The organism is Streptomyces sp. JB150 (assembly GCF_011193355.1).
In the GTDB taxonomy this organism is placed as follows: Bacteria; Actinomycetota; Actinomycetes; order Streptomycetales; family Streptomycetaceae; genus Streptomyces.
Genome location: NZ_CP049780.1, coordinates 6,705,663 through 6,725,264 on the forward strand (window position 1 = coordinate 6,705,663; position 19,602 = coordinate 6,725,264).

Annotated in this window: 16 protein-coding genes, 1 tRNA gene and 2 pseudogenes; 9 read left to right on the forward strand and 10 right to left on the reverse strand. The window is 75.1% G+C overall.

What is annotated here, in order from left to right; translation table 11 throughout:
- Positions 1-2 precede the first annotated feature (2 nt).
- Together G7Z13_RS30545 and G7Z13_RS30550 are read left to right on the forward strand one after the other, a co-directional pair.
- Entirely contained in the window at positions 3-881 is an 879-nt protein-coding gene (locus G7Z13_RS30545) for an ATP-binding cassette domain-containing protein (RefSeq protein WP_166003596.1), read from the forward strand.
- 1 nt (position 882) lies between these two features.
- A complete protein-coding gene (locus tag G7Z13_RS30550) occupies positions 883-1,785 on the forward strand; it encodes a sugar phosphate isomerase/epimerase (RefSeq protein WP_166003597.1) in 903 nt (300 codons plus the stop codon).
- Positions 1,786-1,832: 47 nt separating this feature from the next.
- On the opposite strand, the gene G7Z13_RS30555 is transcribed toward G7Z13_RS30550, so the two are convergent.
- The 3 genes and pseudogenes from G7Z13_RS30555 to G7Z13_RS30565 all read right to left on the reverse strand — a co-directional run bounded on the left by G7Z13_RS30555 (position 1,833) and on the right by G7Z13_RS30565 (position 3,950).
- Positions 1,833-1,988 (reverse strand): hypothetical protein, encoded by a 156-nt coding sequence (locus G7Z13_RS30555; protein WP_166003599.1) that lies wholly within the window; start codon positions 1,986-1,988, stop codon positions 1,833-1,835.
- 158 nt (positions 1,989-2,146) lie between these two features.
- A pseudogene (locus G7Z13_RS30560) lies at positions 2,147-3,116 on the reverse strand (DUF3068 domain-containing protein).
- A gap of 153 nt (positions 3,117-3,269) precedes the next feature.
- Complete coding sequence (locus G7Z13_RS30565) at positions 3,270-3,950, reverse strand: CGNR zinc finger domain-containing protein (protein ID WP_166003600.1); 681 nt, start codon at positions 3,948-3,950, stop codon at positions 3,270-3,272.
- 59 nt (positions 3,951-4,009) lie between these two features.
- Between G7Z13_RS30565 and G7Z13_RS30570 the strand changes: the two genes are divergently transcribed.
- Complete coding sequence (locus G7Z13_RS30570) at positions 4,010-4,939, forward strand: alpha/beta hydrolase (RefSeq protein ID WP_166003602.1); 930 nt, start codon at positions 4,010-4,012, stop codon at positions 4,937-4,939.
- On the forward strand, positions 4,936-5,976 hold the full coding sequence (locus tag G7Z13_RS30575) for a GNAT family N-acetyltransferase (protein WP_240926400.1): 1,041 nt from the start codon (positions 4,936-4,938) through the stop codon (positions 5,974-5,976). The genes G7Z13_RS30570 and G7Z13_RS30575 overlap by 4 nt, the downstream gene beginning before the upstream one ends.
- A 169-nt stretch (positions 5,977-6,145) precedes the next feature.
- Here G7Z13_RS30575 and G7Z13_RS30580 read toward each other — a convergent pair whose 3' ends face one another.
- The 3 genes from G7Z13_RS30580 to G7Z13_RS30590 all read right to left on the reverse strand — a co-directional run bounded on the left by G7Z13_RS30580 (position 6,146) and on the right by G7Z13_RS30590 (position 9,240).
- Entirely contained in the window at positions 6,146-7,150 is a 1,005-nt protein-coding gene (locus G7Z13_RS30580) for a Gfo/Idh/MocA family oxidoreductase (RefSeq protein ID WP_166003605.1), read from the reverse strand.
- Between the two features lie 146 nt (positions 7,151-7,296).
- Positions 7,297-8,064, reverse strand: coding sequence for an SDR family oxidoreductase (locus G7Z13_RS30585; RefSeq protein WP_166003607.1), 768 nt, complete (start codon positions 8,062-8,064; stop codon positions 7,297-7,299).
- A gap of 15 nt (positions 8,065-8,079) precedes the next feature.
- Complete coding sequence (locus G7Z13_RS30590; protein ID WP_166003609.1) at positions 8,080-9,240, reverse strand: phytanoyl-CoA dioxygenase family protein; 1,161 nt, start codon at positions 9,238-9,240, stop codon at positions 8,080-8,082.
- Between the two features lie 124 nt (positions 9,241-9,364).
- On the opposite strand from G7Z13_RS30590, the gene G7Z13_RS30595 reads away from it, so the two are divergent.
- Positions 9,365-10,399: a LacI family DNA-binding transcriptional regulator gene (locus G7Z13_RS30595; RefSeq protein WP_166003611.1), complete on the forward strand. Its 1,035-nt coding sequence runs from the start codon at positions 9,365-9,367 to the stop codon at positions 10,397-10,399.
- 11 nt (positions 10,400-10,410) lie between these two features.
- Here G7Z13_RS30595 and G7Z13_RS30600 read toward each other — a convergent pair whose 3' ends face one another.
- On the reverse strand, positions 10,411-11,568 hold the full coding sequence (locus tag G7Z13_RS30600; protein WP_166003613.1) for a Gfo/Idh/MocA family oxidoreductase: 1,158 nt from the start codon (positions 11,566-11,568) through the stop codon (positions 10,411-10,413).
- A gap of 110 nt (positions 11,569-11,678) precedes the next feature.
- Between G7Z13_RS30600 and G7Z13_RS30605 the strand changes: the two genes are divergently transcribed.
- Positions 11,679-12,683: a LacI family DNA-binding transcriptional regulator gene (locus tag G7Z13_RS30605; RefSeq protein ID WP_166003615.1), complete on the forward strand. Its 1,005-nt coding sequence runs from the start codon at positions 11,679-11,681 to the stop codon at positions 12,681-12,683.
- Here G7Z13_RS30605 and G7Z13_RS30610 read toward each other — a convergent pair.
- Both G7Z13_RS30610 and G7Z13_RS30615 read right to left on the reverse strand, forming a co-directional pair.
- Positions 12,673-12,942, reverse strand: a pseudogene (locus tag G7Z13_RS30610) (cupin domain-containing protein); the annotation flags it as partial. The gene G7Z13_RS30605 and the pseudogene G7Z13_RS30610 overlap by 11 nt on opposite strands.
- Before the next feature lie 607 nt (positions 12,943-13,549).
- Positions 13,550-14,449, reverse strand: a complete 900-nt coding sequence (locus G7Z13_RS30615) for an EamA family transporter (protein WP_166003617.1) — start codon at positions 14,447-14,449, stop codon at positions 13,550-13,552.
- Positions 14,450-14,518: 69 nt separating this feature from the next.
- On the opposite strand from G7Z13_RS30615, the gene G7Z13_RS30620 reads away from it, so the two are divergent.
- Together G7Z13_RS30620 and G7Z13_RS30625 are read left to right on the forward strand one after the other, a co-directional pair.
- On the forward strand, positions 14,519-15,373 hold the full coding sequence (locus G7Z13_RS30620; protein WP_166003619.1) for a LysR family transcriptional regulator: 855 nt from the start codon (positions 14,519-14,521) through the stop codon (positions 15,371-15,373).
- A 205-nt stretch (positions 15,374-15,578) separates the two neighbouring features.
- Positions 15,579-15,652: transfer RNA gene (locus tag G7Z13_RS30625), tRNA-Pro, on the forward strand.
- A gap of 294 nt (positions 15,653-15,946) precedes the next feature.
- Here the strand turns inward: G7Z13_RS30625 and G7Z13_RS30630 are convergent.
- The gene (locus G7Z13_RS30630; protein ID WP_166003621.1) at positions 15,947-17,032 is read right to left on the reverse strand and encodes a M12 family metallopeptidase; all 1,086 of its coding nucleotides are present in this window, start codon (positions 17,030-17,032) and stop codon (positions 15,947-15,949) included.
- A 98-nt stretch (positions 17,033-17,130) separates the two neighbouring features.
- Between G7Z13_RS30630 and G7Z13_RS33910 the strand changes: the two genes are divergently transcribed.
- Positions 17,131-19,545 (forward strand): LuxR family transcriptional regulator, encoded by a 2,415-nt coding sequence (locus G7Z13_RS33910; protein ID WP_240926401.1) that lies wholly within the window; start codon positions 17,131-17,133, stop codon positions 19,543-19,545.
- Positions 19,546-19,602 lie beyond the last annotated feature (57 nt).

Below are 19,602 nucleotides of genomic sequence, written 5' to 3' on the forward strand. Positions count from 1 at the left end.
CCATGACCACCGCGACCGAGACCCCCCTCGTCGAACTGCGCGCGGCCGGCAAGTCGTACGGCAACATCCGCGCCCTGCACGGCGTCGACCTGACCGTCCGGCCGGGCAGGGTGACGTGCGTGCTCGGCGACAACGGCGCCGGCAAGTCCACCCTCATCAAGATCGTCTCCGGGCTGCACCAGCACACCGAGGGCGAGTTCCTGGTCGACGGCGAACCGGTCCGCTTCTCCACCCCGCGCGAAGCCCTCGACCGGGGCATCGCCACCGTCTACCAGGACCTCGCGACCGTCCCGCTGATGCCGGTGTGGCGGAACTTCTTCCTCGGCTCCGAGATCACCAAGGGGCCCTGGCCGGTCCGCCGCCTCGACATCGAGACGATGAAGCGGACCGCCGACGAGGAACTGCGTGCCATGGGCATCGTCCTCGACGACCTCGAACAGCCCATCGGCACCCTCTCCGGCGGCCAGCGCCAGTGCGTCGCCATCGCCCGCGCCGTCCACTTCGGCGCCCGCGTCCTCATCCTCGACGAGCCCACCGCCGCCCTCGGCGTCAAGCAGTCCGGGGTGGTGCTGAAGTACATCGCCGCCGCCCGCGACCGCGGCCTCGGCGTCATCTTCATCACCCACAACCCCCACCACGCCTACCTGGTCGGCGACCACTTCAGCGTGCTCCGCCTCGGCACCCTGGAACTGTCCGCCGACCGCAGCCAGGTCACCCTGGAGGAGCTGACCAACCACATGGCCGGCGGTGCCGAACTCGCCGCCCTCAAACACGAACTCGCCCCGGTCCGCGGCGTCGACGTCGGTGAACTCCCCGACGAGCCCGGCCCCGAGGGCGCCCCCGCGTCCGCCCCCGCGCCCCGTTCGGAAGGAAACACCTGACATGGCCCCTGTGCTCGACCGCATCCGGGTCGGCTCCGCCCCCGACTCCTGGGGCGTCTGGTTCGCCGACGACCCGCGCCAGGTGCCCTGGGACCGCTTCCTCGACGAGGTCGCCGAGGCCGGCTACTCCTGGATCGAACTCGGCCCGTACGGCTATCTCCCGACCGACCCGGCCCGCCTCACCGACGAGGTGGCCAAACGGAACCTGAAGGTCTCCGCGGGCACCGTCTTCACCGGCCTGCACCGCGGCCCCGCCGTCTGGGACGCCACCTGGGAGCACGTCGCCCAGGTCGCCGCCCTCACCCAGGCGATGGGCGCCAGGCACCTCGTCGTCATCCCCTCCTTCTGGCGGGACGACAAGACCGCCGAGATCCTGGAGCCGCCGGAGCTGACCGGCGCGCAGTGGGCCTACCTGACCAAGGGCATGGAACGCCTCGGCCACGAGGTCAAGGAGACCTACGGCCTGGACATCGTCGTCCACCCGCACGCCGACACCCACATCGACACCGAGGCGCACGTCGAGCGCTTCCTCGACTCCACCGACTCCGACCTCGTCAGCCTCTGCCTGGACACCGGGCACTACGCCTACTGCGGCGGCGACAGCGTCAAGCTGATCGAGACGTACGGCGAGCGCATCGGCTACCTCCACCTCAAGCAGGTCGACCCGGAGATCCTGGCCGACGTCGTCGCCCACGAGATCCCGTTCGGGCCCGCCGTGCGGCGCGGTGTGATGTGCGAGCCGCCCTCCGGGGTGCCGGAGCTGGAGCCGGTGCTGACGGCCGCCCAGGCCCTCGGCGTGGAACTGTTCGCGATCGTCGAGCAGGACATGTACCCCTGCGAGCCGGACAAGCCGCTGCCCATCGCGGTCCGCACCCGCCGCTTCCTGCGCTCCTGCGGCGCCTGACGGCCCGCCCTCGCCGCCCGCCACCGCCCGCCCGGCGGTGGTGCGGCTCAGCGGTGGTGCACGAACTCCGCCCCGTTGACGATCACGCTGCCGCCGTCCGGGCCCACCCCGTCGTCCCCCTGCTCCGCCGCACCGTGCGGCACGCACCGGATGTGCAGCACCGGCACCGCACCGCCCGCCTGCCGGGCGGGCCGCACGTGCACGACGCCCTCACCGGCCCGCGCGCGCGGAACGGGGTTCGGCCTGGGTGACGAGCGCGGCCTGGCGCGGCAGACCCCGCTCCAGCGCGCAATGAGGATTGTGGCAGCGTCGGCGCGGACCGCCGCGACCCGTTCGGCGGATCCCGCCCGCCCGGCGGCGCTCAGGCGGCGTCGTGCGCCCCCGGGCGCCGCCGTCCGCCCCTGGCCAGCAGCAGCCCGCCGCCCGCCGCGAGCACGCTCCCCGTGGCGGCCGACACCACCGGCACGGTCCACCCCACCGCGCGCAGCCGCGCGTTGTCCTCCTTCGCGCGGCTCACCGCGAACTCCTGGGTCGCCTCGGTGTGGGTGAGCCTCGGGACGTCGAGCAGCACCACGGCGTCCTTGCCGCCGCCCGGGGCGCGCAGCGTGCGGCGCGGGCCGAGCCGGGCGTACAGGGTGCGGCCGGTGGCCTGGTCGACGACCAGCCGGATGCCGTGGTTGGCGTACCACTCCTCGGCGAGCACCTGTTCGGCGCCCGGCCGGCCGACCAGCGCGCCCGGCACCTGGCGGGTGCCGACCCTCGTCGGCGGGACGGTGCCGGTGAAGACGTAGCCGCGGTGGCCGCGGATCTCCTCGGTGCCCCGGTAGGAGAGGGTGACCGTCGAGCCCAGCTGGCTGTCCCACCAGCTGTAGGGGCGCTTCTCCGCGCCGAACGGGAACTTCAGGTACGCCTCGCCCTCGTGGTACGGCTGCTCGTCGCAGCAGTTGGGCGGGCCGGTTGGTGGTGCGGTCGGTGACCCAGCGGTCGGTGGAGAAGTCCAGCGCGTCGTGCGGGTCGGCGGCGGGCAGCGACGCGTCCGTGTCGACGGTGGTCACGATGTCCCACACCGCGCGTCCGCTGCGCTCGCTGTCCGCCACGTCGCCGCGTACCCGCTGGGTGACGGTGATCCGCCGGTCGTGAAGCGTCTCGGCCGCACCGACGTCGAAGTAGCTGCCGGTGCCGGTGTAGACGGCCGTGACGTCGATGCCGACCGGGTTCGCCGCCGCGCGCGGCTTCACGTACCACACCAGCATCGGCGCGAGAACCAGCAGGAAGACACCCAGGCCCAGCAGGACCAGGGCGGGGGAGAGGGACGAGCTGCGACGGCGCATCGGCACTCCGGCACTCCAGGGCTCCGGGGCGGCGCGGCCCCACGGTTGCGCAGACCGTACGAGCGGCGGTACGGCACGTCTACGCATCCGCGTGACGCATGGGCGCCGTGACGGGGGTGTCGGTGGCGCAGGGCCCTCAGCGCCGGGGAGCTGTCACGCCTCCTTCCGCCGCCGGTAGTGCCGCGCGACGCGGACCCGGTTGCCGCAGCGGGTGGGGGAGCACCAGCGGCGGCGCGGGTGCGCGGGCAGGAACAGCAGGACGCAGTCGTCGGCCGCGCACTGCCTGACCCGGGCGACCGCCGGATCGGCCAGCAGCGTGACGGCGGACTCCGCGAGCAGCGCGGCCAGCCGGACGCCGAGCGGTCCGGTGCGGCGCGGCGGCGCGACGACCGCCGTCCCGTCCCAGAACGGGACGCGCACCGCCGGGGCGGCGCGCTGGGCGTCGGCGAGTCCGCGCAGCGCGGCCTCGGGCGGCCGCCGCCCCGCCATCAGGGCGCGCAGCGCCGCCTCGATGTGGTCGCGCACGGCGTGCACCGGGGGGAGGTCGGCCTCGGTGAGGTGGAGGGGCAGGTCGGTCTCGGCGGGAGCGAGGGGCAGGCCGGCTTCGGTGGGGGAGAGGGGCCGGTCCGCTTCGGTGGGGGAGGGGGGAAGTCCGGCCTCGGGGGAGGCGGGGGCGAGCGCTTCCGGGCCCAGCCGGTCCGCCTGCCGGGTCAGCCAGGCGGCCAGTCCGTCGGGCGTGGCGAGCAGGTCCGTACGGCTCGCGCCGGTCCCGAAACGGGTGTTGACGAGGTCGAGGGGCAGGGGCTCGCCGGTCGGCGGTTCGCTGGCGTACACAGCTCTAATGCTACATAAAGCGATTGACGCATTAGAAGGCGTCGGCGTATGACTGACGCATGACAGCCTCGGTGACCACGCCGCGCCTCAGCCCACCCGCCCGCACCGCACACCGGCACCTGGACGTCGACGGGGTCGACGTCTTCTACCGCGAGTCCCTGCCCGACCGCCCCGACGCACCCGTGCTGCTGCTCCTGCACGGATTCCCGTCCGCCTCCCACCAGTTCCGGCGGCTCATCGACACCCTCGGCCGCCACTACCGGCTGATCGCCCCGGACTACCCCGGCTTCGGCCACACCCGCGCCCCCGACGGGTTCACCTACTCCTTCGACCGCCTCACCGACGTCGTCGAGGGCTTCACCGCACGCCTCGGCCTGACCCGGTACGTCCTGTACCTCTTCGACTTCGGCGCCCCGGTCGGCCTGCGCCTCGCGCGGCGGCACCCCGAGCGGGTCGCCGGCCTCGTCGTGCAGAACGGCAACGCCTACCTCGACGGACTCTCCGACGCCGCCCGCGCGTTCACCGCCCTCACCCCCGACACCCCCGGCGCCGAGCAGACCGTCCTGGACCTGTTCACCCTCCCCGCCACCCGCGCCCAGTACGAGGGCGGCACGGCCGACCCGGCGCTCGTCGCCCCCGAGGGCTGGCTGCTCGACCAGTACTTCCTCGACCAGCCGGGCCGCAAGCAGGCCCAGCTCGCCCTCGCCTACGACTACCGGAGCAACCTCGCCGCCTACCCGGACTGGCAGGCCTGGCTGCGCGCCCACCGCCCGCCGGCCCTCATCGTCTGGGGAACCCGTGACCCCTTCTTCACCCCCGACGGCGCCCGCGCCTATCTGCGCGACCTGCCCGACGCCGAACTCCACCTGTTCGACACCGGCCACTTCGCCCTGGAGGACCACCTGCCCGAGATCGCCCCGCTGATCGCCGGCTTCCTCGACCGGGTCGGCGACGGGCCCGCCACTCCGGCCGGCCGGGAGGCCTCGTGATCATCCGCACCCTGACCGACGCCGACGCCGACGTCGACCGCGTCCTGCCGCTGCTGCCCGCCGGCCGGATCGGCGTCTGGGCCGACGCCGACGCCTTCCGCGCACGGCTCGCCACCGGCGAGTACCGGCCCGAGTGGACCTGGCTCGCGGAACACGAGGACGGCGGCGAGCCGTGCGCCCTCGCCACCTGGTGGGGCGGCCCCGACGACCCCCTGCCCGCCGCCCTCGACGTACTGAACGTCCGCGACGCGGAGGACTCCGGCGCGCCGGACGACGCCCCCGGCCCGGCGGACCCCCGCGCCCCGGAGGACCGTCGTGACACCGAGGCCGGTGACGACAGCCGTACGGTCCTGGCGGTCCGCCTGCTCACCGCCGCGCACTCCGCCTTCGCCGAGGCCGGGCTGGACAGCCCGCCGGACTACCACGTGCTGCTTCCGGGCGACTGGCGTGAGCGTTCCGAGGCGGTCGCCGCCCTCGGCTGGCGCCGGGAGGCCGCCCGCCGCGCCGGGCTCACCGCCTCCCTCGAACGGCTCCGTTTCGAGTGGACCCCCGAGACCGGCGTCCCCCGGCCCTCCGGCCGGCTGCGCTTCCGGGCCGAACCGGACGACGAGGTCTTCGTCGACCTGTTCCGCCGGGTCCTGGAAGGCACCCTCGACGCCGGGTCCCGCTCCGGCGCCGCGGCTCTGGGCGCCGAGCGGCAGGCCCGCAAGGACGTCGCCTTCTACCGCGACGAGATGCCCGGCGACCGCGCCTGGTGGCGGATCGCCGAGACCCCGCGCGGCCGGCCGGTCGGCTTAGCGCTGCCCTCCCGCAACACCAGCGTCCACGTCGTCGGCTACCTCGGCGTCCTGCCCGAGCACCGCGGCCGGGGCTACGCGGACGACCTCCTCGCCGAGACCACCCGCTTCCTCGCCGAGGAGGCCGGAGCGGACGTCGTACGCGCCGACACCGATCTCGCGAACACCCCGATGGCCGCCGCGTTCGCCCGTCTCGGCTACCGCAACTTCGCCCGCCGCCTGGTGCTTTCGGCGCCCTGAGCGCGCAACCCCGCGCGGGTGACCGCCGTCCGGACGCGCTCGGCGGGCGGCCGGGCGGCCGGTGTGGAAGATTGCGGACTGAGGAGGCCGGGTGCGGGCTCGCTGTCCCCCACAAAGTGCTGCTCGGGTGCTCGCCCCCGGCCTCCCTCACCCGCCGCCCGCCACCCGGTCAGGCGGCGCGGACCTCGTCGACCGTCACCGGCCGGTGCTCGTGCAGCGACCGCGTGCACGCCTCGGCGATCCAGCCCGCCTCCAGGGCGTCCCCGATCGTGCACGGCGAGGGCCGGCTACCGGCCACGACCTCGGTGAACGCGGTGAGTTCGGCGCGGTAGGCGGCGGCGAAGCGGTCCATGAAGAAGTCGTGCGGGGGACCGGCCGGGAAGGCCGTCCCCGGCTCCACCGAGCGCAGCGGCAGCTTGTCCTCCAGACCGACCGCGATGGAGTCATCGAAGCCGTGCAGCTCCATCCGGACGTCGTAACCCCGGCCGTTGTGACGGGAGTTGGACACGACCGCGAGCGTGCCGTCGTCCAGGGTGAGGACGGCGCCGGTGGTGTCCGCGTCGCCCGCCTCCCGGATGTAGCCGGCGCCCCGGTTGCCGCCGGCGGCGTACACCTCGGTCACCTCACGGCCCGTCACCCAGCGGATGATGTCGAAGTCGTGCACGGAGCAGTCCCGGAAGATGCCGCCGGAGGCGGCGATGTACGCGGCGGGCGGCGGCGCCGGGTCCAGGGTGGTCGACCGCACGGTGTGCAGCCGGCCCAGCTCGCCGCCGCGCACGGCGGCGCGGGCGGCGGCGAAACCGGCGTCGAAACGGCGGTTGTAGCCGATCTGCACCGGCACGCCGCTGTCCCGTACGGCCTCCAGCACCTCGACGCCCTCGCGCATCGTCCGGGCGACGGGCTTCTCGCAGAACACCGGGACGCCGGCCGCGGCCCCGGCCCGGATCAGCGCCGGGTGGGCGTCCGTCGCGGCCGCGATCACGATGCCGTCCACACCGGCGGCGAACAGGGCCTCCGGCGAGTCCACGACCTCGCCGCCGAACCGCTCCGCGGCACTCTTCGCGGCGTCCGTGAACGGGTCGGTCAGCACCAGCGACTCGACCACGTCGAGTCCGGCGAGGGTCTCGGCGTGGAAGGCGCCGATGCGGCCGAGGCCGAGGATTCCGATACGCATGGGGACTGCTCCTTGCGGGGGTGCGGAAGTGCGAGGGTGCGAGGGTGCGGGGTGCGAGGTCGGGATGAGGAGGATGAGCGGTTGCCGGGCGCGGGGTGCGGGGCGCGGGGTGCGGGGTTGTCGGGGGCGGGTCCGGGCGCGGGTCCTCAGTCGAGGGCGCCGAGCACGTTCTGGTCCCAGTCGATCACCGATCCGGTGACCACGCCGGACCGGTCGGACAGCAGGAACACCACCAAGTCGGCGATCTCGTCGGGCTGCCCCAGCCGGCCCATCGGGAGCCGGGCGGCGGCCCGCTCCCGCCAGTCGTCGCCGGCGCCGTGGAAGGCCCGCTGCGTCGCGTCCTCGCCCTCGGTGGCCGTCCAGCCGATGTTCAGGCCGTTGATCCGGATCCGGTCCCAGCGGTGCGCGTGCGCCGCGTTCCGGGTGAGGCCGGCGAGACCGGCCTTCGCGGCGACGTACGGCGCGAGGAACGGCTGGCCGCCGTGCGCCGACGACGTGATGACGTTGACGATCGTGCCGGGCGCCCCGCGCGCCACCATGTCCGCGACGGCCGCCTGCATCGCGAAGAACGGCGCCCTGAGATTGACGGCGATGTGCCGGTCGAACAGCTCGGGCGTGGTGTCGAGCAGGGTGCCGCGGTCGGTGAGGCCCGCGGCGTTCACCAGGCAGTCGATCCGGCCGTACGCGTCGACGACCTCCGCCACGACCGACCTCGCCCGCTCGGCGTCGGCCAGGTCCGCCCGGATGAACCTCGCCCCGCCGCCCAGCTCCGCCACCAGCGCCTCGCCGGGCCCGGCGCGCCGCCCGGTGACGGCCACGGCCGCGCCCTCGCGGACGGCGGCCCGCGCGACGGCCGCGCCGACGCCCTGGCTGCCGCCGTTGACCAGGACGGCCTTGTCGTCGAGAAGTCCCATGCGTACGGGGTCCTTTCAGCTCTGGCGCCGCTCGGCGCGGGCCCGCAGCGCGTCCCGCAGCGCCTCGGGCGTCCAGGTCTCGCGCAGCGCTCGCCGGACGACGTCCGCCTGCGCGGGCGGGGCGAGTCCGGCGACCGGCGGGTCGAGGTCGAGGTCGGTGGGGAAGGGGTAGCCCTCGGCGCTCGCGGCGAGCACGCGGTCCAGCCACGCCTCGTCCGCCCCCTCGGCGCGCCGCTTCAGCAGCACCGGATACACGGCGTTCACGATCGCCTCACGGTCGACCGTCTCCATGGCCCGCCCGAAGGCGGACGAGATCTGGAGGAGGTTGGCCATGCGCCGGATGCCGGCGGAGCGGTTGCGTCCGGCGGCGTGGAAGAGGGCCGGGCTGAAGAAGACGGCGTCGCCCACGGCGAGCGGCAGCTGCACGTGGTGCGCGGCGAAGTACTCCCGGAACTCGGGGCGCCGCCAGGCCAGGTAGCCCGGCTCGTAGCGCTGCGAGTACGGCAGGTACATCGTCGGCCCGGACTTCACGGGCATGTCACGGTGCGCGACGGCGCCCTGCAGGGTGAGCACGGGGGAGAGGCGGTGGACGTGCGCCGGGTAGGCGGCCGCGGCCTCGTCGGAGAGGAAGCCCAGGTGGTAGTCGCGGTGCGGGGTCTGCGCCGCGCCGCCGGGGTTGACCACGTTGACCTGGGAGGTGACCTGGTAGCCGGGGCCGAGCCAGGCCTCGGCGACCAGGGCGAGCACGTCGTTGGCGTAGTAGTCGGCGAACGCCTCCGGGTCGTACAGCGCCGTCTTCTCCAGCGCGTTCCACACCCGGTCGTTGGCGCCCGGCGCGGCGAAGTGGTCCCCGGCCGCGGTGCCCGCGGCGCGCTGCCCGGCGATCAGCGCGTCGAACACCTCGCCGACCCGCTCCACGACCGCCCGGTCCGGGAAGGCCCCGCGGAACACCACCATTCCGGGACCGTCGGTGAGCACCCGGACCAGCTCGGCCTGCAGGGCGCGACGGTCGGGCCGGTCAGGGCGGTCACGGAGGCGTCCGGCGTCGTACACCGGCACGTTGAGTTCCACGGCGGCGGCGTGCGGCACGTCGGCGGGATCGGTGGTCCGCTCGACCAGCGCGCGGAACGCGCCGAGGTCGCAGTCGCGCGCGGACAGCCAGGGGGCAGCGGCCATCGTCGTCCTCTCGGTGCCGGTGACACGGCCGGCGAAGTGCTGTCATTCTTGTCCTGACAAACCCCTCGAACAACCAGCAGGAAGCCATCAAAAACCCCTCAAGCCGAAACCCGAGGAGCCGCGCGTGGGCCACCCCTTCCCCCTCCGGGAGATCGCACGTCAGGCGGGGCTGAGCGAGGCCACCGTCGACCGCGTGCTCAACGGGCGCGGCGGGGTGCGCCCGAGCACGGCGCAGGAGGTGCACCGGGCCATCGCCGATCTGGACCGCCAGCGCACCCAGGTCCGGCTCGTCGGCCGCACCTTCATGATCGACATCGTGATGCAGGCGCCGGAGCGGTTCACCACCGCCGTGCGGACCGCGCTGGAGGCCGAACTGCCCGGACTGCACCCGGCGGTGGTGCGCTCCCGCTTCCACTTCCGCGAGACCGGCCCCGTCGGGGAACAGCTCGCCACACTGGACCGGATCGCCCGGCGCGGCTCGCAGGGGGTGATCCTCAAGGCGCCGGACGTCCCCGAGGTCACCGCGGCGGTCGCCCGGCTGTCCGCCGCGGGCGTCCCCGTGGTCACCCTCGCCACCGACCTGCCCGCCAGCGCCCGCGTCGGCTACGTCGGCATCGACAACCGCGCGGCCGGCGCCACCGCCGCCTACCTCATGGACCAGTGGCTGGGCGACCGTCCGGCACACGTCCTCACCAGCCTCAGCAGCGGCTTCTTCCGCAACGAGGAGGAGCGCGAGATGGGCTTCCGGGCCACCCTGCGCGCCCGCCGCCCCGACCGCACCCTCGTCGAGATCACCGAGGGCCAGGGCCTCGACGCCACCCAGTACGACCTCGTCCGCGCCGCCCTCGAACGGGACCCCGCGATCCGCGCGGTCTACTCGATCGGCGGCGGCAACGTCGCCACGCTCCGCGCCTTCCACGACCTCGGCCGCGAGTGCGCCGTCTTCATCGCGCACGACCTGGACCACGACAACACCCGCCTGCTGCGCGAGCACCGCCTGTCCGCCGTCCTCCACCACGACCTGCGCCACGACCTGCGCGAGGCCTGCCACCTGATCATGCGGGCCCACGGCGCCCTGCCCCCCGCCGCCCCGCCCCTGCCGTCCCCCATCCAGGTGGTCACCCCGTACAACACGCCGCCGCGGCCGGCGACGGGGTGAGCCGGGCGCACTCACGCCCGCACCGGCACCCAGCCCCCGCCGCGCGCCGACGCGCTCATCGCGTCCAGCGCCGCCGCGCTGTGCACCGCGTCCGTCAGGGTGGCGCCGTACGGCCTGTCCTCGGCGATGGAGCGCAGGAAGCGGTACGCCTCGATGACCTTCAGGTCGTCGTAGCCCATCGCGTTGGCCGCGCCCGGCTGGAAGGCACCGAACTCGCCGTCGCCGGGGCCGGCGTACACCGTGCTGACGGGCTGGTCCTGGTAGGCCGTACCGCGGCTCACGCCCAGCTCGTTCATCCGGCGGAAGTCCCAGAACACCGCGCCCCTGGTGCCGTGCACCTCGAAGCCGTAGTTGTTCTGCTCGCCGACCGAGACCCGGCAGGCCTCCAGGACGCCGCGTGCGCCGGAGGCGAAGCGCAGCAGGCAGCTCACGTAGTCCTCGTTCTCGACCGGCCCCAGCTCGCCGCCGACGGCACGGGCGTGGCCGGCGGTGGCGCCGGCGGGACGGGCCCGCTCGGGGATGAAGACGGCCGTGTCGGCGGTCAGCGAGTCGATGTCGCCGAGCAGGAAGCGGGCGAGGTCGGCGCCGTGCGAGGCGAGGTCGCCCAGTACGCCGCTGCCGCCGCGCTCCCGCTCGTAGCGCCAGGTCAGGGCGGATTCGGGGTGGGCGGCGTAGTCGCTGAAGAGGCGGACGCGGGCGTGCGTGACCGTGCCGATCTCGCCGGCGGCGATCAGGTCGCGGGCCGTCTCGACGGCGGGCGCGTTGCGGTAGTTGAAGCCGACCGCGCCCTGCACGCCGGCCCTGGCGACGGCGTCGGCCACCGCCCGGGCGTCCGCGGCCGACAGGCCCACCGGCTTCTCGATCCAGATGTGCTTGCCGGCCTCCGCCATCGCCACGCCGATCTCGCGGTGCAGGAAGTTGGGGGCGGTGATGCTCACGGCCCGCACGCGCGGATCGGCGGCCACCTCCCGCCAGTCCCGGGTCGTCGAGGCGAACCCGAACCGCGCGGCGGCCTCCTCCGCCCGGCCCGGCACGTCCTCGGCGACCGTCACCAGCCGCGGACGCAGGGGCAGCCGCGGATAGTGGTGCGGCACGCGCGCGTACGCCTGGGTGTGCACCCGGCCCATCCAGCCGAAACCGACGACGGCGACACCGAGCGAGTCGACCATGGGAACCCCTCTTTGGACCGTTCCATTTGCCTGGCGGCCCACCCTGAGCGGCATCTCACCCGACTGTCAACCCTTTGACAGACCGTGTCGCCGCGTGGAACGGTCCATCCATGCGACCGCCGACGATCCGCGACGTGGCCGACCGGGCCGGTGTCTCCAAGTCGCTGGTCTCGCTGGTGCTGCGCGGCTCAGAGCAGGTGCGGCCGGAGAAGCGGGAAGCCGTGCTGCGGGCCGCCCGGGACCTCGGCTACCGCCCCAACGCCGCCGCGCGCAGCCTCAGCGAGCGGCGCACCCGCACGGTGGGCGTCCTCCTGAACGACCTGCGCAACCCCTGGTTCGTCGACCTGCTCGACGGTCTCAACTCGCTGCTGCACGACCACGGCCTGCACATGCTGCTGGCCGACGCCCGCCTCAACCGCCGGGCCGGCCAGGACCCGGCCGGTCCCCTGCTCGACCTGCGCGTAGACGGCCTGGTCGTGGTCGGCACGCTGCCCGACCCGGCGGCGCTCGGGGCGGCGGCCGAGCGGATCCCGGTGGTCGTGGCCGGCGCCCGCGAACCGGTGCCGGCCGGCGTCGACGTCGTGGCGGGCGACGACGAGCACGGCGCCCGCCTGGTCACCGAGCACCTCATCGGTCTCGGGCACCGCCGCATCGCCCACATCGCGGGCTACGGCGCCGTGGGGGAGCTGCGCCGGCGCGGCTTCGAGGCGGTGATGCGCGAGCACGGTCTCGCGGAGCGGGCGGTGGTGGAGCCCGGCGACATGACCGAGGAGGGCGGCTACCGCGGCACCGTCCGGCTGCTGAGCCGCCCGGAGCGGCCCACCGCCGTGTTCGCCGTCAACGACATCACCGCGATCGGCGCGTTGTCGGCGGCCGCGGAACTCGGCCTGCGCGTCCCGCGCGACCTGTCCGTCGCCGGCTACGACAACACGAGCATCGCCCGGCTGCGCCACGTCTGGCTCACCACGGTCGACGACACCAGCCACGAGGTCGGCCGCCGTGCGGCGCGCTGTCTGCTGGACCGCTTCGAGCGGCCGGGCGGCGCGGGCCGCACCCACCTGGCCGGGCCGGCACTCGAGATCAGGGGCACGACCGCCGCACCGCTCACAGAGTGATCGCGTACGCCTTGCGCAGCGTCTCGTGCACCGTCCACGTCGTACGGTCGCCCTCGCGCAGCACCGCCATGTCGCCCGGCCCGACCGTCAGCGTCGGCCCGCCCTCGACCTCGATCGACGCCGACCCGCTGATCACCACGAACAGCTCGTCCGCCTCGGTGTCGGTCACCACGCCCGGCGTGATCTGCCAGATGCCGCGCACCTGACGGCCGGCCGCCGACTCCCACACCACCTTCCCGGTCACCTCGGGCGTCCCAGACGATCTGCTCGGGGGCCAGCGCGCGAACGGACACTCCGTCGCGGCGGACGCCCGCGTCGCCACACGGCGGACACCTCCGGGTGCGCAGTGGATGACGTCGGCGACGCCGTGGATGACGCCTGCGACGCGGTAGGCGGGGGTGCTTGGCGTGCGGTGGGCGACGCCGGTCGTGCGGCGGGCGGAACTCGTGCGCGCCGCTCGGACCTGGTCAGGCGCCGAAAGGGCGACTCGTGGCGCGCGGCGGCCGCCTCGGCCGTGCCGGCCGGGGACCGTGCCCGCGCCGGGAGGGCGCCGCCGCGCGCGGTGGCCGAGCACCGTCGCGCCGGCCGAGCGGGCTCCCCGTCCCGCGGGCCGTATGGGCTCCCTGTCCTGCGGGCCGTATGGACTCCCCGTCCCGCGACCCGTCGGGCGCCCCGCCGAGCGCGCCGGACGGGCACCCCTCTCACGCGCGCCGGACGGGCACCTTCTCACGCGCGCCGACGGGCACCCTCTCATGCGCGCCGGACCAGCGCCCCGTCACCCGCGCCACGCGACTCCCTGCCGCGCCCCGACCGTCCCCCGCCTCACAACCGCGCCCCACCCCGGACGCCCCCCGACCCGACACCGCTCACCCCCGCCGCCGCACCATGCTCACCGCGTTGGCGGTGACCACCGCGCCGATTCCGGCGTACTCCCAGCCGCCGAGGGCCTCGCCGAGGACGAGCCAGCCGACCAGTGCGGCCAGTACCGGGTTGACGCTCATGAAGAGGCCGAAGGTCTGGGCGGGGACGTGCCGCAGGGTCAGCAGGTCGGCGAGGTAGGGCACCGCGGAGGACAGCACCCCGGCGGCCACCGCGCAGCCCACCGCCGCCGCGCCCGGCGGCCGGTGCGCGACCACCAGCAGCCCGACCGGCAGGAACAGTACGGCCGAGACCCCGGCCGCGGCGGCCGCCCCCTGCGCGCCGGGCAGCCGGGTGCCGATCGTCCGGTTGAGCAGGATGTACGACGCCCAGCAGGCAGCCGCGAGCAGTCCCAGCCCCATCCCGAGGTAGTCGGCGGAGGGCCGCGGGCGCATCAGCACCACCACCCCCGCCGCCGCGAGCACCGCGCAGCAGGCGTCCAGCCGGCGCCGTACGGCGGCCAGCGCGATGGTCAGCGGGCCCAGGAACTCCAGGGTCACCGCCAGCCCGAGGCCGATCCGGTCGACGGCGCTGTAGAGGCTGAGGTTCATCGTGCCGAACACCACGGCCAGCAGCAGCACCGGCCACCACTGCCGCCAGGTGAACTCCCGCAGCCGGGGCCGGGCGAGGGGCAGCAGGACGGCGGCGGCGACGTACTGCCGTACCGCGACCACCCCGACCGGGCCGAGGACGGGGAACGCGAGGGCGCCCACGGCGGCGCCGGTCTGGTTGGACAGACCGCTGCCGAGCATGGCGGCGACGCCGGCCAGTCGCCGGCGCCCGGAGGAGAAGGCGTCGGGGGTGTCGGGGGACACGCCGTACCGACGCGACGCGGAAGCTGTGCGCATGCACCGCATCGTGCGCGTGACCGGGACTTGCGCAAAATGCATGGGACGCGCGATCCATACGCTGGACGCATGGATGTGGAACTGCGTCATCTGCGCTGCCTCGTCGCCATCGCCGACGAGGGCTCCTTCACCGACGCCGCGCTCACGCTCGGCGTCTCCCAGGCGGCGGTCTCGCGGACGCTCGCCGCGCTGGAGCGCGCCCTCGGCGTGCGGCTGCTGCGCCGTACGTCCCGCGCGGTGACGCCGACGGCGGCCGGGCAGCGGGTGCTGGCGCACGCCCGGCGGGTGCTGGCCGAGGTGGACGACCTGGTCCGGGAGGCCACGACCGGCCGGGACGAGCTGCGGATCGGCTACGCCTGGGCGGCGCTCGGCCGCCACACCCTGCCCTTCCAGCGCCGCTGGGGCGCCGCCCACCCGGAGACCGGGCTGCACCTCGTGCGCGTCAACTCGCCCACCGCCGGGCTGCTGGAGGGCATGTGCGACCTCGCGGTGGTGCGCAGGCCGCTGGACGACCGGCGTTTCGACTCCGCGATCGTCGGCCTGGAGCGGCGGCTGTGCGCCCTGGCCGCCGACGACCCGCTGGCCCGGCGCCGCTCGGTGCGGCTGGCCGATCTCGCCGCGCGGGTGCTGCTGGTGGACCGCCGTACCGGCACGACCACCCCGGAGCTGTGGCCGCCGGACGCCCGTCCGGCGACCGAGGAGATCCACGACGTGGACGACTGGCTCACCGTCATCGCCACCGGCCGGTGCATCGGCGTGACCGCCGAGTCCACCGCGAACCAGTACCGGCGGCCCGGCGTGGTCTACCGCCCGGTGCGCGACGCCGAGCCGGTCGCCGTACGCCTGGCGTGGTGGCGGGACGATCCGCACCCGGCCGGCCAGGCGGTCCTGGAACTGCTCACCGGGCTGTACCGCGGGCAATGAGGCGGTGAGCCAATCAACCAAAGAGACGATCTGCTCCACCGTCTTCATCGGCGCCGCCGCGCTGCGCGGCGGCCGGCGGGCCACACCCGGCCGGCCCCGGCCGTCCCTGGCCGCCGGCCACTGACCCGCTGTCCCCGAACCGGCCCCTGTCGCGCATGAGGTAGGCTTGACCTGCACGATCACGCGGAGACCGCGTGTCGGCCGCCGGGACGTGGCGCAGCTTGGTAGCGCACTTGACTGGGGGTCAAGGGGTCGCAGGTTCAAATCCTGTCGTCCCGACACGGCGAAGGGCCCTCACAGGCGAACCTGTGAGGGCCCTTTCTCTTCCCCCGTGTTACTTCCCCCGTGGTGCTTCCCCGCGTTCCCCCGCTTTCCCCGTGCCCCCTTTCCCCGTCACCCCCCGTCCTCCCCCGTGCTCTTCCCCCTGTCGTTCCCCCGTGCCCTTCCCCCCCCCGTTCCCCCGTGACCTGACGCGGTCGAACACGTCACCCCTCCCCCGAAGGGGTGACGTGCTCGACCGCTCCCCCGGTGCCGGACTGCGGTCTTGCCGTCCGTGTGCGCGGGCACGGACCGTCACCAGCACATGACGGCCGTCTCTCCCGAACCCCACGCCGAGTACAGGCGCACGCGGACGAAGTAGCGGCGGCCCTTGACGAGCCGGGCCCGGACGGTGGCGTTGGCGGGGGTGCCGCCGTCGTCGTGGGCGGTGAGGTAGCGCGGTTCGCCGTCGCGTTCCTCGAAGACCACGACGACGGTGTCGGCGGCGCCGAAGACCCCCACGCGGTACTCACGGGTCTCCGGCGGCTCGACGGTGAAGTCGGCCTGCCCGCCGGGCGCCAGACGCAGCGCCGCCGAACGGAAGGGCACCAGCGCGGGCGGGTCCCCGGTGCCGGCCGGCGGATACCAGCGCCGCGCGAACTCCTGGTCCGCGGTGGACAGCGTGCCCGGCGGATGCAGGCCCGCGCGGTACTGCTCCGGCTCCAGGATCAGCCCCGGCGGGAACGGGTACTCCATGATCGACTGCGGGTCCCAGACCGCGCCGTTCACCTCGTCCCGGTCCAGCTTGCGCAGTATGTTGACGTACGTCCGGTCCCGGCTCCAGAAGTTGGGCGGACCGGCCAGTTCCTCGTACACGGCCTCGTCGTCCCAGTGGATGCCGGCGCCCGGGTTCTGGTGCTCGTGCGTCATGCCCAGCGCGTGCCCGATCTCGTGCAGGACCGTCGCGCGCTCCCCGGGCGCGGTCAGGTCCCAGCCGAAGTTCATGGTGCGCTCGTGCAGGCCGGCCCGCAGGGCGTCCCGGCCCACGAGCGACCAGGAGCCGCCGCCGGGCTGGAAACCGATGCGCAGCTCGGCCTCCGACCGGTCGGTCACCTCCGTGAAGGTCAGTCCGATCCCGAGGTCCTGCCACTCGTCGAAGCACTCCCGGACCACGTCCTGCTGTTCCTTGGTGCCCGCCCACGGCACCCGCCGGGTCTCCCCGGTCCCCGGCACGGGGATCACGGAGCCGTCGGTGTGGTCGGTGAAGAAGCAGTAGTGCAGCACCGTGTTGTTGACCCACATCCGGTGGCCCCGGACGAGCGCACCGATCCGCTCGGCGGCCAGCCCCGGCGCGAAGGCGGGGGCGGGCTGCTGCGCGAGGGAGCAGTAGCGTGCGGTCATGGACCCAGAGTGCCGTCGCACCTGCCCCGGGCGCCTGAGTCGGGGTCTACTCAAGTGTCCCTGTATCAGGACTGAGTAGGGGCGCTCCTGTTGACGTGATGACTGACGAACAGCACGCGAAGACCCTCCGGCTGCCCTGGCCGTTCACCGGCCGGGACGAGGAACTCGAACTGGTCCGCCGCTCCCAGGCGGCGGGCCGGCCCGGCATCGTGGTCACCGGCCCGGCGGGCGTGGGCAAGACCCGACTGGTCACCGAGGCCGTACGCGGCACCGACTGTGCCCGCGCCACCGGCACCCCCGAGTCCCGTGGCATCCCCTTCGCCGCGTTCGCGCACCTGCTGCCCGAGTCCGTCACGCTGCACCGCGCGGTGCGCCTGCTCTCCGGGGTACGGCTGCTGCTGGTCGACGACGCCCATCTGTTGGACGACGCCTCCGCCGCCCTCGTCCACCAGCTCGCCGTGCACGGCCGCACCCGGCTGGTGGTCGTCGTCACCGACGGCGCCCCGGCGCCCGCCGCGATCGCCCGGCTGCGGACCGGCGAGCTGCTGCCCCGGCTCGCCCTGGCACCGCTGCCCGCCGAGGAGACCGCACGGCTCGTCGCCGCGGGCGCGGGCCGGGCGCTGGAACCGCTCACCGTGCGCCGGCTGCACCGGCTGTGCCGGGGCGATCTGCGGCTGCTGCGCGAACTGCTGGACGCGGTGCGCGACGACGGACTGCTCAGCCCCGTACCGGACGGCGGCATGTGGGCGTGGCGCGGCCCGGTGCCGGTCACCGCGGCCGTGCGCGAGCACACCGCGCCGGTCCTGGACCGCACGGACCCCGACGAGCGGGAGACCCTCGACCGGCTGGCCTTCGCCGAGCCCCTGGCGGCCGACTCCGGCACGTTCGACCTCAGCGTCCTCGAACGCCTGGAGGCGGCGGGCCTCATCCACCTCGACGAGCGCCACCACGTCCGGCTCGCCCACCCCCTCCACGGCCCGGTGCTGCGGGCCACAGCCGGCCGGCTGCGGGCCCGCAGGCTGGCCGGGACCCCCGACCGGTACGCCGCCGCGCTCGCCGCCGAGGCGGCCACGCTGACCCGCCGGATCGCCGCCGCGGACGTCCGGGCACTGCCCGCACCCGTGGGGGAGTGGCTGGCGGCGGAGAACCACCCGGTGCCGCCCGGCTACGCCGCCGTGCGCGCCCGCTACGCCCGGCTGCGCGGCGAGCTGACGGAGGCCGCGGCGTGGGCCCGCGAAGGCCTGCGGACCGCCGCGGACGACTCCGCCTGCCTCGGCGAACTCGCCCTGGCCATGGCCCAGTCGGGCGGCCCCGCGACGCCCCGGAACGCTGCCGGTCGGCGTACGGCACCCGGCCCGGTGCCGGCGGGTCCGGCGGCGGCGAGCGGCGTGGAGGAGAGGGCGGACGCGGGGTGGGACGTGACCGGCGCCGGTGTGCAGGGTGACGGTGCTCCGGGTGGTGACGTGCTCCGTGATGGCGCCTCTGGTGGCGGTGCCGCCGGTGGCGGTGCGCGGGGCGGTGGCGTCCTTGGTGGCGGCGTGCCCGGTGCCGGCCTCCCTGGTGGTGGCGTCCTCCGTGACGGCGTTCCCGGCGACAGAGTCCCTGGTGACGTGCTCCGCGATGGCGTGCCTGGTGGCGGAGTTGCCGGTGGCGGCGTCCCAGGCGACAGCGCCCCCCGTGGCGAGGTTCCTGGTGGCGGTGTCGTCCGCGACGCCGTCCTCAGCAGCGGTGTCCCCGGTGGGGGCGTCCCCGGTGGGGACGTCCTCGGCGGGGGCGTCCTCGGCGGGGGCGTCCTCGGCAACGGTGCCCTCGGCGGTGGATTCCCCGGCGACGGCGCCTCCAGCGACGGCTCCCTCGGCAGCGGCGTCCCCAGTGGCGGCGCTCCCGGCGACCGCGTCCTCGGAGACGATGCCCCTGGCAGGGGCGTCCCCGGCGGCGCTCCCCGCGACGTTGCCCCCAGCGACCGCGCCCCCGGCGGCAACGCCCCCAGCGGCCGCATCCCCGGGGACGACGTCCTCGCGCTGTACGAAGCCGTCCGGCGTGGTGACCCCGGGGCGGTGCTGGGGCGGCTGCCCGCCGGGAGTGTGTTCGCCGAGCACGCCGCCGCCCTCGCCCGTCGTGACGGGCCCGCCCTGGACCGGGTGGCCGCCCGTCTGGAGGAGCGCGGTCTGCTGCTGTTCGCCGCCGAGGCGTACGCCCAGGCCGTCTCCGCGCACCGCGACCCGAGCGCCGCCCGCACCGCACGCACCCGGGCCGTCGCCCTGGCCCGCCGCTGCCCCGGCGCGCGCACGCCCGCCCTGTCGGGACTGGTGCTCGGTGAACTGACCACCCGGCAGCGGCAGATCGTGACCCTGGCCGCCGCCGGGCTGAGCAACCGGCAGATCGCCGAACGGCTCACCCTCTCCGTCCGCACCGTCGGCAACCACCTCTACAGCGCGTACGCCCGCCTCGGCGCGAGCGACCGCGGCGCGCTGCCGTGGCTCGTGCAGCAGCCCGAGACCCGGTCCGCGTGACCGCGCGCCGGCCCCCGGGGCATGACACCACCCCGGGGCCCGGCACGTCACGGCCGG